The 12837-nt window shown below is 59.4% G+C and carries 9 protein-coding genes, 1 tRNA gene and 2 pseudogenes; 3 read left to right on the forward strand and 9 right to left on the reverse strand.

Going from position 1 to position 12837, the window contains the following annotated elements:
- Positions 1 to 110 precede the first annotated feature (110 nt).
- Both EKE94_RS04360 and EKE94_RS04365 read right to left on the reverse strand, forming a co-directional pair.
- On the reverse strand, positions 111 to 1448 hold the full coding sequence (locus tag EKE94_RS04360) for a TolC family outer membrane protein (RefSeq protein ID WP_127905345.1): 1338 nt from the start codon (positions 1446 to 1448) through the stop codon (positions 111 to 113).
- Positions 1449 to 1627: 179 nt separating this feature from the next.
- A complete protein-coding gene (locus EKE94_RS04365; RefSeq protein ID WP_127905346.1) occupies positions 1628 to 2281 on the reverse strand; it encodes a protein-L-isoaspartate O-methyltransferase family protein in 654 nt (217 codons plus the stop codon).
- 529 nt (positions 2282 to 2810) lie between these two features.
- Between EKE94_RS04365 and EKE94_RS04370 the strand changes: the two genes are divergently transcribed.
- Positions 2811 to 2884 (forward strand) — tRNA-Cys (locus tag EKE94_RS04370).
- 126 nt (positions 2885 to 3010) lie between these two features.
- Here the strand turns inward: EKE94_RS04370 and EKE94_RS04375 are convergent.
- The 7 genes and pseudogenes from EKE94_RS04375 to EKE94_RS04405 form a co-directional block, all read right to left on the reverse strand.
- A pseudogene (locus EKE94_RS04375) lies at positions 3011 to 3190 on the reverse strand (transposase); the annotation flags it as partial.
- Positions 3191 to 3367: 177 nt separating this feature from the next.
- Positions 3368 to 4552, reverse strand: a complete 1185-nt coding sequence (locus tag EKE94_RS04380) for a DUF3644 domain-containing protein (RefSeq protein WP_127905347.1) — start codon at positions 4550 to 4552, stop codon at positions 3368 to 3370.
- A 39-nt stretch (positions 4553 to 4591) separates the two neighbouring features.
- Complete coding sequence (locus EKE94_RS04385) at positions 4592 to 5530, reverse strand: hypothetical protein (protein WP_127905348.1); 939 nt, start codon at positions 5528 to 5530, stop codon at positions 4592 to 4594.
- Positions 5523 to 6209 (reverse strand): TauD/TfdA family dioxygenase, encoded by a 687-nt coding sequence (locus EKE94_RS04390; RefSeq protein WP_127905349.1) that lies wholly within the window; start codon positions 6207 to 6209, stop codon positions 5523 to 5525. The genes EKE94_RS04385 and EKE94_RS04390 overlap by 8 nt, the downstream gene beginning before the upstream one ends.
- A gap of 367 nt (positions 6210 to 6576) precedes the next feature.
- Positions 6577 to 7815: pseudogene (gene tnpC / locus EKE94_RS04395) on the reverse strand (IS66 family transposase); the annotation flags it as partial.
- 12 nt (positions 7816 to 7827) lie between these two features.
- The gene (locus tag EKE94_RS04400) at positions 7828 to 8235 is read right to left on the reverse strand and encodes a hypothetical protein (protein WP_127905351.1); all 408 of its coding nucleotides are present in this window, start codon (positions 8233 to 8235) and stop codon (positions 7828 to 7830) included.
- 203 nt (positions 8236 to 8438) lie between these two features.
- Complete coding sequence (locus tag EKE94_RS04405; protein ID WP_235855892.1) at positions 8439 to 8693, reverse strand: helix-turn-helix domain-containing protein; 255 nt, start codon at positions 8691 to 8693, stop codon at positions 8439 to 8441.
- Positions 8694 to 9136: 443 nt separating this feature from the next.
- Between EKE94_RS04405 and EKE94_RS04410 the strand changes: the two genes are divergently transcribed.
- Entirely contained in the window at positions 9137 to 11590 is a 2454-nt protein-coding gene (locus tag EKE94_RS04410; protein ID WP_127905352.1) for a type I restriction-modification system subunit M, read from the forward strand.
- A complete protein-coding gene (locus EKE94_RS04415) occupies positions 11587 to 12810 on the forward strand; it encodes a restriction endonuclease subunit S (RefSeq protein WP_127905353.1) in 1224 nt (407 codons plus the stop codon). Before EKE94_RS04410 ends, EKE94_RS04415 begins: the two co-directional genes overlap by 4 nt.
- Positions 12811 to 12837 lie beyond the last annotated feature (27 nt).

Below are 12837 nucleotides of genomic sequence, written 5' to 3' on the forward strand. Positions count from 1 at the left end.
CCCTGTCGGACATGGTTCTGCCTCTTGCTGCTCAAGAGGAAGTCTACCCGTTCAGGCGTTAGCGCACAATGTATTGTGCCCTTCGCCCTACGGAGTGCCGGGTGTTGCCGTCAGTTGCGGCCCAGCCCCTTCAGGACACGGTCCAGTCGTTCGCCCTGCGGGCTGACCTCGCGCAGGGGCGCGTCCTCGACCGCATTGTAATAGGCCGAGGGGTCGTAGGTCACGATGCCCAGCCCCAGATGATCGACGGTCAAAAGCCCCATGGATCGCAGAACGGCATAGATCGCGACGTAGCGATTGATCTCGGCCGTGATACGGGTTTGCCGCGCGTCAAGAAGGTCCTGTTCGGCGTCGAGAACGTCGAGCGTGGTGCGCGCGCCCAGCGTCGCCTCTTCCTGCACGCCGCGGAAGGCCAGCGTGGCGGCCCGCACCTGTTCGTCGGTCGCGCCAAGGCTCGCGATCGACACCGAAAGCTGCGCCCAGGCATTGCCCACGGCCTGTTCGACGTTCTGGCGCGTCACGTAAAGCGCCGCGCGCTGCGAATCCCGGTTGGCCTGCGCCTGCCGGATGCCCGAGCTGATGGCGCCGCCCTGGTAGATCGGGCCAGACAGCTCGATCCCGACCGAGGATGTATCGTCGAAGTCCTGATCGACCGACACGCGGGCATTTCCGGACAGCGACGGACGGGTCGCGGCCTCGGCCCGGTCGATGTTGATCTCGGCCACCGTAACCTGCCGCATCGCCTGCCGGATCTGCGGGTGGGTGCGCACCGCGACGGAGAGCGCCGCGGCCTGGGTGTCGGGGATCTGCGGTGCGGCGGGGGGCTGCGCCAGCGCGCCGGGATAGTTGCCGACGGCGGCCTTGTATTCCTCGCGCGCGACCTGAAGGTCGCCCTGCGCCGCTGCCAGACCGCTGCGTGCCTCGGCCAGCCGGGCCTCGGCGAGCGACACGTCGGTGCGCGTGACCTCGCCCACCTCGAACCGGTCGCGCGCGGCGTCCAGTTCGCGGGTGATGAGGCCCAGGTTGTTCTGCCGCAGGTTCACGACCGCCGCCGCCTGCCGCACCGACATGTAAGCATCGACGGCCCGGAACAGCACCTGCTGTTCGATGTCGACCAGCGCCTCGCGGGTGGCCAGCACGGTTTCCTTGGCCGCGTCGATCGCCAGCTGGTTGCGCCCGAAATCGTAAAGCGTCATCGACGCCGAAAGCGCCGCGGACGAGGACAGCTCGTCCCCCAGCTGGGTGTTCGTGTAGGTGCTGCCCAGGACATAGCTTATCACCGGACGGGTCGCCGCGACGGCCTGTGCAACGTCTTCGTCGGTCGCGCGCAGAAGCGCCCGGTTCTGATCCAGCAGCCCGCTTTGGCGATAGGCCGCGATCAGCGCATCGGTCAGCGTTTCCGCCCCTGCGCGCATCGGGGCAAGCGCCGGAAGCGCGATCAGCGTCATGGCGCAGGCGGTGCGTGCCAGCCGGCGTGCCAGGCTTGGCCGTCGGGGACGGCCAAGGGAAGCGTCGGGAATGGTCCCCCCGACTGCGGGGTCAGCGGCGATCTGCCCGGCGGCGGGACGAGAGAAGGTCTGCAGGGTCACGAGTTTCGGCATCCCAGCTTTGCGCGATGAGCGCGTGATCAGAAGACGAAGGCGGCCTCGGCCTCGAAGCCCGGAAGAATCGGGGCCCCCGCGTTGAAGGCGAAGCGCCACGTGATGGCGCCATCGATCTTGTGCCCGACCCGGACCACGCCAAGACGCCCCTCGACGAAGATCGCGACGATGCGCCCGCCCTCGGCCAGCTGGTCGGTCAGCGCCTGCGGGATCCGGGCCACACCGCCTTCGACGATGATCGCGTCATAGGGGCCGTGCTGCGGCGCGCCATCGGCCAGCGGCCCGGTGACGACGGCGACATTGTCGGCTCCGAATTCTGAGAGAGCGCCCTCGGCCTCGGCGGCCATGGCCTCATCCGGTTCGACGGCGACAACGGCTTCCGCCAGCCGCGACAGGACCGCGGCCGAGTAGCCGAACGCGGGCCCGAGATCGAGCACCAGCTCGTCAGGGCCCACGTCGATCGCGTCGAGCATCTTGGCGAAGGTACGCGGTTCCAGGATCGCCCGTCCCTGCCCCAACTCCATGTTGGCGCCGGCATAGGCGGATTCGCGTTTTTCGGACGGCACGAAATCTTCGCGCGGAACTGTTAGCATCGCGTCGATGATCGGAAATTTGGTCACGTCCGAGGGACGCACCTGAGTATCCACCATCATCACCCGGCGGCGCGTGTAATCTGTCATGGGACTGAACTCTTCGGTTCAAAGTACTGCTTGGGCCGGTTTGACACATCCCACCCGGACGGGCAACCTCGCAGACGCTGCATCGGGTGCGGGAGCGCGGATATTGTGCGAAGTATCGGCTCTCGGCGCCCTTGTCGGGGCAAAGGTTACTGACCATTCCAAGCCTGAGTTTCTCCGGCCCCTCGCCGGCCGCGGCGCCGGAACCGCCCTTCGGGCGGCGCTCTCGCCTCCAGCCGAAACTGCAGACTGGCTGCACACCGACGTATTTTCGCTGCAAGCCCACCCCGCATCTGCACGATCGCAAGCAGCCGGTGCGCGCAAGCTGACATCTCTCGAAGGCGGCGAGGCCTCCATAATGTGGCGCCAGTCATTGGAGAGGCACGGCAATGCAGCGTTAACCGAGCAGCCGGAGGGCATCGGATGACCCTCGCTGACTGCCGCCAAGGGCCCAGCCGACGCCCCCTGTTCAGAAACCGGCTTGAAGCCCGTCTGGATGGCAGCTAAGAGACGCGGCATTGGCACGGCCTTCGGCGAGTTGGCGGAGTGGTTACGCAGCGGATTGCAAATCCGTGTACACCGGTTCGATTCCGGTACTCGCCTCCAAAATCCACCCCAAGATGTTGTTGTTAAGAGATATTTTGAGTGGATCAGCTTTGAACCAGCCATCCTACCCGCCAAAATCTATGTGCTCAGATTTTCTCGATTGTTAGGCTCTGGACTCATTGAGTTTCACAGCCAGTAGATGACGACTGCTGCGAGAGCGATGGCGGAGAAGAATGCCTTGGGGCACCTGTCGTATCGGGTTGCTACGCGGCGCCAGTCCTTGAGCCTACCGAACATGATTTCGATACGGTTGCGCCGTTTGTAGCGACGCTTGTCGTATTTCACGGTCGTCTTGCGTTGCTTTCGACGTAAGCGTTGCATCTGACCCCGCGAGTGGCATCTAGCTAGCACACTCCATTGCTCGTATATTGGCGCGCAGCGCCAATATGAAACAGTAAATGCTAGACATTCCCGGCCCTGATCCGACCCTCGCGCTCGGCACGGTAGATGGCCTGTATCAGATCACTGCTCCTTGACGCCCAGCTACACTTTCTTCGGTCGCGTCCACCCTTCGTCGAGCTTCTCGAGCACCTTCTCCAGCCAGTTTTCGTACCAATACCAAGTGTTCGCGACCTTCACGCCATAACCTTTGCCGGGATTGCGGGCATCAAGCTGCTGGAAGAGCTTGGTGTGATCGTACATACTGAACGCGGCGTGTCCTGCCGCCTTCACCTTCGTGACGATCTCGCCAGGCAGATATTTCGGTCGCTCGACCTCCTTCAACAGAACCCGCTCGACGGCCTCTGCTTCCGGAGAGCCTGGTTTGATGAACTCCACCGCGAGATCCGCCTTGCTGGCTTTGCTTGCGACCTTCGGGACGAAGGCGACGCGGAACCGGAATTTCGGGTCCTTCTGCTCATGCTCCGAAAGCGCCTCATGGAAGGCGTCCATGGCAGTCGCAATATGCGCCGGTAGGTCGGTAGCGATCAGGCTTTGCCGCTGTACACCGTCGAAAGTTACAAATTGCAACGCGATAGGAAGCCGCTTCTCTAGGGCGAATTCGCGTCCGAAGAGGTCCTTGATGGTATCGTTGAAGTTGATGCAGCAGGCCTGCAGTTTCGCGCTAAGCGCATCGTCGATCCTGTTGGTGGACCGATGCTCGATCTCGTTCCTGATCTCGATCAGGAATTTGAGATTATTGACGACGCCGCTTTGGAGGGGACAGGCACCAGTCGAGATGCACTGGCTCAGTTCCCAGTATTTCTCGGCTCCGGATGGCGTGCGTTCAACAACGCCGGCCTTCTTGTGCCGGTAGTCGATGCCTTCGCGCTTATAATAGGCGTGCATTAGATAGGTCCACGCGATGATCGCGGTGACTATGAAGAGTTCGGCCCTAAAGTAGAGACCGGCGCTATTGAATGTGTGGACGGCAGCGATCATGGCTTCACGCGCTTTGACAAGCAGCTCGTCGCCTTGGAGGTGGAGGCCGGTTTTGGGATCAATGTCCGGCCAACTGTCCAGAAAGGTATCGAGCTCATCATCAGACGCGGCCTTGATGGCCTTGTGCTTCGTGCCGTCCTTTATCTCGGAAATGCGTGCGTTGTTGATCGAGCGCGTCGGTCGGGAGAAGTACGCTTGGATATCCTGGGGCACGAATTTGCGGGACAACATCGCCTTGACGATCGCGACCTCCCACTTCTCAAGCGTATTACCTGGTCGCCTCGCCAAATTAGTGCCCCCCATACCTTGTCTGAATTGTTCGTGTTTTCAATCGTTGCCGTAGTCCGGCTCGTATTCCATTTCGCGTTCCTGCTGGTCTTCATGGATGTAGCTGAGACCGGAGGCATCAATTTCGTCGCTTCCCATGAGCATCAGGTCGCACGTCGGGCAGCGGAACTCCTCGCCGAGAAACTCCCGGTCGACGATTTCCCAGATCGCGTACTCATCGCGCTCCTCGCTAATCTCCTCGCTGGACTGCTCGCCCGTCATGAAGGCACGGCATTTGCAGGCCGGGCAGCTTTCGACCCAAATCTCGTCGTAGCGTCCCTTGAAAAGCTCCACCTGATGGTGCGGCTCGCGTAGATCAGCCTCGGCGGCCAAGCGCTCCCGCTCAGACTTCTTCAGTGCGCCGAACCGCTCCTTTGCGGCTTCAACGCGTATTTTGACCGCAGCATCGAGGGCGTTTGCTGCCTCTTCGAGTAACTGGCGAGGGGCCTTTGCGTCCGCGGCGCCGAGCCATTTCTCCAGAGATGATCCCATCTGGTGCAGAATCGTGTCGCACGCATGCCAATAGCGCGCCTCCCAGGCGTCGAGCCGCATGGTCCTAAATGGGAGGTCTGCTGAGTGCAGCTCCGCGTTTCGACGCTCGGCAATATCTTGGCAAAACTTCTGCACCGTTTTGTCGAAACGGGGGACAAGGTGAGTGAGCCGTTCGAAAAGAGTCTTTGCGGCGATCGTCTTGACGTCGGTAGTCACGTTGATGCCGGCAGCGACGAACATCGATTGCCAGTGTGTCGGATCAACCACGAGGCTGGGGTGTTTCCGAGCCAGCGCAGCCTTACCGAGTAGCTCGAGCGCGAGCGAGGCCCAGAGCTGGTACTCATCAAGATCGCCGACGCCCTTCCGCGCGAGGGCGCGACCAACGTAGACCTTCGACTTGGCATGCAGCGCATCGCTGTCGATGGCGATGTAGACATTCTCAGGCATCGATGAGAATCCTCGCGAGGCTTCGGCCGGACCCGTGGGCCGACCGGCTGCGTCCGTGTAGGACGCGCCAGTTGTCAATGATTAGGATGTCGCCCTGCCGCCAATGAAGCGCGTACGAATGGGCGCGCGTAATCCTGTCCGCGACTAGTTGCATAGCTTCTCGGCCACGCTCGCCCAGAGGCTCAAGGCAGCCGGGATCGTAGCGCAGAAACGTTCCGCCCGGCGCAAGGATGGTCGAATAGAAGGATCGTCGACCAGTGCGAACGAGGACAGGTGCCTCTTCGAGAAGCGCAAGCTCCTCGCGCTCAAAGCCGAGCTTGCGCCAATCGAGCAACGTCGTTGCCGCAGGTGTCTCGCCTGGATCGATACACCCGAGAAGCAGGTAGCGGCATGGTCTCGGGCGATGACTGAGTTCAATATGAAACGGCAAAGCGCCTAACCCATATTGCGCGCTCAGGGATCGTGGATGCGCATCTTCGGCGACAATCGGTTGGACAACCTCACGTAGTTGCCCCGAACGTCCGGCAACACGGGTGCCTAGGCAATCGCCTAGCTTGACCATCTCCTGCAGTATCGCGTCGGAGGTCTCTCCATCGCTTCGATGGAGAGACCAGCCGCTCTCGTACAATGGTCCGGAATCTTGTTCGGGATCCGAGACGACGACGTCGCCTGCAGTCATCTGGCAGCCCTGGATTGCTTTCTTCACAGCACAATATAATCAATGCTTAATGCAGTGCGTCAAGCGCCCCTTGCATCGAGCTTCGGTTGACCACAGATTACGGCATGTCCGCTTTCTCGCCAGAGCCATCTGCAGTGAATAGGATGACGAAAAGGCCATGGGCGAAATGGCTGCCTTCCCATATTTTCACCTGAAGGCTGATGGGGTAGTTTTCGTCACACACCTGACATTGATCGCTGTCGCAGCGCATATCCAATCCCGCCCTTGGCCGCGAGCACACCTTTGACCCCACTCTTTAGAAGCCGGTTCGCAGACTGAGGACGCTCCTGATAGCCCGCAAAACGAATGGCTTGCCCGCCGCCACTAGTCAGATCGCTGTCAGCCCCTTCGGGCAATGCCAGGGCAAGAGCTTGTCATACTCAGACAATGGCAACTTATTTGCAAGCTTTTCGAAAACCCATGTGAAGTAGGCATGCGGCTCAACTCCATTCAGTTTGCATGTGCCAATCAGGCTGCTCATAATTGTCCAGACCTTGCCGCCGAACTCTGATCCAGCGAAAAGGGCATTCTTGCGAAGCAAAGCCAGGGGCCTGATCGTGTTCTCTACCGCGTTGTTGTCCATCTCCACGCGTCCATCTGTCAGAAATATGCGCAATCCGTGACGAATTTTCATCGTGTAATTAACCGCTTCACCGAGGACTGATTTCGATGGGATCTGAGAGCTGAGCACCTCCAGGTAACCGAACAGATCATCAACGATAGGTTTGCTTTGAACCTCTCGAACAGCCTGCCGGACCGCTGCCGACGCATTTTGTGACAGCAACACCTTTTCGATTCCGTAGAGCTCTCCTATGCGCCTCAGCACCTCTCGTGCCTCGATTGAACCACTCTTCTCTATCGGCTCGAATTTCCGCCTCGCATGCGTCCAGCAGAAGGCAAGGGTGAGTGGCCCGCCAGCTCGATCTTTCCTAGTCAAGCGGTTGTATCCCGCATAGGCATCTACTTGCAGGGTGCCTTTGAACCCTTCGAGAATTGCCTCTGCGTGCCGCCCTTCGCGCGAAGTGGCAAAGTGAAACGCAACGGCGGATGGCTTATTGCCCATCCAGCGACGGTCATCTCGACATAAAGCCCAAGCAAAACAGGTTTTAGTCTTTCCCAGGCCGGGCTGTAAAACAGGTATTCGCGTTTCATCTGCAAAAAGCTTCGAGTCGGCCTTGATATCTATAAGCAACGCTTCATAGATCGGCTTCAGTAGAGCGCCCGCCTTCAGTGTTAAGCGGCTGAGCGTAGCTCTGCTCAATCGGGCTCCTGAGCGGCCAAATATTTGCTCAAGTCGGTACAGTGGTAGGAAATCTGCATACTTCGATACCAAGATGCCAACCACCGCACTATCGTCGAAACGAGTGTAGTCAAATACGCGGGATTTCGTTCGGGCTTGCACAAAACGATCGCAGTTTCGACAAGTGTATTTTTGATAGACCTCTTTTTTGATGTATATCTCGGCAGGTTTATGAGCCAATTTTTCAATTATCTGCGGAACCATTCTCACTCTGCCGCAGCCACAGGAACAAAACTGGTCAGGCTCCGGTTCGATGATCTGCGTTTCGCGACGAAGGTGCTATGGGGTCTTAAGGTGTTTTTTGCCGAGCATCCCACGAGGCTTCGCCTCTACCTTTTCGGTTGTCGTGCCGACCACGTTCTCAATATCATTCACCTCAGATACGTTGCTTCCGCTGGATTGAATGGTATTCAATGAATTCTTCCCAACGCGAATGCCTCTGAGGTGGCTCTTCTCGCTACTTGGCCCAAACCTTTCCCTTTGGAAGTTCTTGAGCTGAGCTTCTTTTCTCTTAAGAGCCGCGTGCAATACCTTCGTCTCCGCTGTCGCTGTCGACAGTCTGGCTTTCAGTTTGACAAACTCATCATCGCGTTGACGATCCGCCTGTTTGATCGTATCCGAGAGATCTTGAACATACCTGTCCTGGTGGCCTGCGAGTTGGGCGCAGGCCGCTTGTATAATATCCATCCCATCATCCCAGTGGCCCAAAAGGGTCTTGGCTCAAAACCGCAAGCAAGACCCGAGTGTGCATGCCCGTGGGGTGACGGGCATGAGGCTTGGCTTCTTCGTTCTTGTCGGGGATAGATGCGATGTCGCGCCGAGCGATTTTTCGAGGCCCTCGGGATTGGCGTCCCGGGGCCTCAACTCTTCCAGAGCCCTTTGCTTCTAGTTCATGTTCCGTCTCCGCCGTTAGCAGTGTAGCGGTCCGGAAAAAGAACTTCAGGGCGAGTAGCCAATGCTTGCGCCAAGATCAGCTCGATGCGCGCGGATCTACTTTTCCCAAGTGAAACCGCACTGACAGAAGACACGCTAACCTCAGCGCGTCTCGCAATCTCAGCGAAGGTCAGGCCACGCAGGGAAAGCTCGTATCGGATTCGAGCATGTCTTTCTCTATCGATGGCCAAATCCAATGGGGCGCCTTTCACATTCGCGAATCACTTAAGAGGGAAGTGGCGCACTGAACAATGAAGATCAATAGTGAAGTTGATATAAGAAGTTGACGGATATTTGTGAAACGCTGCTGTCGGTCGAATAATCAGAATTTTTCGCAAGGGCAATAATAAGTTTTTCGCAAGTCGTCATCTCAGCTATAATGGATTAGTAGTATGCGCTTTGCGCGGGATTCGCCCTATTTTTCGCAAATCCTTAATTAATTTTTCGCAATTCTTTCGGACGCTTGCTTGGCGTCGTTTTTTTCTGCACCTTTTTTGACGTTGCCGGCCAGTAGCCCATTCAGGGTCGGCAGTTTCAAGGTCTTGGCTCGACTTGGTCAGGCAAGGTGTATCTGTTCCTCGCGGCCAAGAGGCGCTAGACCTGAGATCAACTCGCGCGAAGAGAATGCGGGCGACTTGGCGAAGGGCAGAGCACGATGGCTATCAAGAAGAGCGATATCTACAGATCCCTGTGGGACAGCTGTGACCAGCTGCGGGGTGGCATGGATGCTTCCCTCTACAAGGACTACATCCTCACGCTTCTGTTCGTGAAGTACGTCTCTGACCGCGTGGGCAAGCCCGACGCGTTGATCGAGGTCCCCCAGGGCTGTTCTTTCGAGGACCTTCAGAAGCTTCGTGGCACCAAGGACATTGGCGAAGGTATCGACACGGCCATCGCCGGGATTGCCGAGGCCAACGACCTCAAAAACGTCATCGACCGTGCCTACTTCAACGATTCCGAGAAGTTCGGCCGTGGCGCCAAGATGGTCACGACGCTGACCGCGCTCATCAACATCTTCAGCCGGGAAGAGCTAAACTTCAGCCGCAACCGGGCCGATGGCGACGACATCCTGGGCGACGCCTATGAATACCTGATGCGCAACTTCGCGACCGAGTCCGGCAAGAGCAAGGGGCAGTTCTATACACCTGCGGAGGTTTCGCGTGTCGTCGCCGCCGTTGCGGGCGTCAGTCGCGCCACGAGCCCGAAGCAGACCGTTTATGACCCCACCTGTGGCTCCGGATCGTTGCTCCTGAAGGCCGCTGACGCCGCCGACGTCCCGCTCACCATCTACGGGCAGGAATTCGACATCACCACCCGCGGCCTGGCCAAGATGAACATGATCATGCATGGGCGCGAGGATGCAGATGTCGCCCAAGGCGATGTCATCGCCGAGCCCCAGTTCAAGGCGTCAGAAACCGAACTTCTCACCTTCGACTTCGTCGTCGCCAATCCGCCGTTCTCGGCCAAGGCCTGGGGCTCAGGCCTGACCAGCGAAACCCGCTATGGCCGCTTTGACCTCGGTATGCCGCCCGACAAGAACGGCGACTTCGCCTTCCTGCTGCACATCTTGGGTTCGATGAAGGCCGCCGGCTCCGGCGCGGTCATCCTGCCCCACGGCGTGCTCTTCCGCGGCAACAAGGAAGCCGAGCTTCGCGAGAAGATCCTCAAGCGCGGCTACATCAAGGCGATCATCGGCCTGCCCGCGAACCTCTTCTACGGCACCGGCATCCCGGCCTCGATCATCGTGCTCGACAAATCCCAGGCCCAGGCCGAGCGCCCCGTCTTCATGATCGACGCCTCGCGCGGCTTCATCAAGGACGGCAACAAGAATCGCCTGCGTGAGCGGGACATCCACAAGATCACCGACGCCTATACGCGCCAGGCCGAGATCGCGGGCTATTCCCGCCTCGTCCCCTGGGCCGAAATCACGCGTAACGACTTCAACCTTAACATCCCGCGTTACATCGACGGCTCCGACCCCGAGGATCTGCAGGACATCGAGGCGCACCTGAAGGGTGGCGTGCCCAACCGCGACATCGACGGGCTGGCTGAGTTCTGGGAGGTCATGCCCGGCATCCGCGCCACGCTCTTCGGGCCGAACCCGCGCCTGGGCTATTCCGATCCGCTGGTCGAGCCGGAGGAGGTGCGCAGCACCATCCGCAACCACGCCGAGTTCGCCGCCTTCCAGACGCGCGTCCATGGCATCCTCGATGGCTGGGCGGGGGCGAATGCGCCGCGCATGGATGGCATCCAGGTGGGCGAAAAGCCCAAGGAGCTGATCCACACCATCGCCGAGGACATGCTCGACCGCTTTGCCGATGCGCCCCTGATCGACCGCTACGAGGCGTATCAGCGGCTCATGTCCTACTGGGCCGAGACCATGCAGGACGATGTCTTCATCATCGCTCATGACGGCTGGGAGGCGGCGAAAGAACTTCGCACTGCACGGCATGAGTACGTAAAGTCAAAAGACGGCAAGAAAGATAACATCAAATGGCTGGAAGAAGCCGACCTCACCGTGAACAAGGTGCGCCTTGTGGCCGATGTCATCCCGCCCCGGCTGATCGTCGCGCGCTTCTTCCCTGAATTGCAACAGGCCGTCGATGACGCGCAGGCCAAGGCCGAAGAGCTGGGCCGCGAGATCGAGGAACTGGTCGAGGAACACGGGGCCGAGGGCGGACTGCTGGCGGATGCACTGACCGAGGCGGGCAAGCTGACCGCGGCCTCCGTCAAGGCACGCCAGAAATCCGGCGAGGCCGAGCCGGAGGAGGCGAAGCTGCTGAAGCAGGTGGCCAAGCTGATGACGGCCGAAACGGCGGCGAAGAAAGCGGTCAAGGAAGCCGAAGAGGGGCTGACCGAGACCACGCTGAAGAAATACCCTGAGCTGACCGAGGAAGAGATCCGCTCCCTGGTCGTGGATGACAAATGGCTGACCGATATCGCCGATCTGATCGAGGCCGAGATCGAGGCGCGGACCGAGCAGATGACCGCCCGGGTGCGGGTGCTGACGGAGCGGTATGGGCTAACCATCGGATCAGTGCTCGAAGATTGCCGCGCCGCCGATGAAAAGGTCTCGAAGCACCTCTCGGCAATGGGGTATTCAGCATGAACCCCATTCCAGATGATTGGTCTCGACTGACGCTTTTGGATCACCTGAAGCGACCGGCCACATACGGCGTGGTTAAGGCGGGAACTTTCGTATCTTCAGGCGTGCCAATGTTGCGCGGCGGCGACATTAAGTCGGGTCGCATCTCTACTGATGTGCCCTTAATTACCCATGAAAAAGATGCCGAGTATGCGCGAACGCGCTTGGAGGCGGACGACGTGGTTGTCGCACTGGTCGGCTATCCCGGCGAGAGTGCTATAGTCCCGCCTCGGCTCGTGGGCGCCAATATTTCGCGGGCGGTTGGTCTTTTGCGCCTTTCAGGCGGATTGAGACCGGACTACCTCGTCCACTTTCTTAATTCGTCTATGGGGCGCTCGGAATTCCTTCGTCCGGGTGCCGGATCAGCGCAAATGGTCGTCAACCTAAAGGACCTGAACAAGCTCGAAGTGCCTTGCCCGCCAACCTCCAAAGAACAGGAAGCCATCGCCGAAGCGCTTTCGGATGCGGATGCGCTGATCGAGGGGCTGGAGCGGCTGATCGCCAAGAAGCGGCTCATCAAGCAGGGCGCGATGCAGGACCTCCTGACCGCCAAGCGCCGCCTTCCAGGGTTCTCGGGGGACTGGGACAGCTTCCTGCTCGGCGATTTCTTGAACTTCAAAAACGGTCTCAACAAGGCGAAGTCTTTCTTCGGACACGGGACGCCGATCGTGAACTACATGGATGTGTTTGGCGGTGGCCGCATTGACGCTGCGTCGATCGCCGGCTTGGTGGAAGTGACGACCGCAGAGCAATCTGCCTACGGGGTGAAGGACGGAGACATCCTCTTCACTCGAACTTCCGAAACCCCCGATGAGATCGGCTTGGCCGCCGTCGCGGATGGCGTCCCCGAAGGAACGGTATTCAGTGGCTTCGTGCTTCGTGGTCGGCCCCAGAATGAAAAGCTCACACGGAACTTCTCGAAGTATTGCTTCCGCTCCGAACCGATCCGGAGACAGATCATCTCAAGGGCGACCTACACCACGCGCGCACTGACGAACGGGCGACAGCTTTCTCAGGTCGAGATCTACGCGCCGAACGACGCCGCCGAGCAGGATGCAATCGCCTCCGTCCTGACCGCCATGGAAGCTGAGATCCAAGCCCTCGACACCCGTCTCGAAAAGGCGCGGCAGGTGAAGGAGGGAATGATGCAAAACCTTTTGACCGGACGGATCAGGCTGGTCTGACACCTTATTTGAACGAGTGATTTCCAG

The sequence above is a fragment of the Mesobaculum littorinae genome, from assembly GCF_004011175.1.
Classification (GTDB): domain Bacteria; phylum Pseudomonadota; class Alphaproteobacteria; order Rhodobacterales; family Rhodobacteraceae; genus Tranquillimonas; species Tranquillimonas littorinae.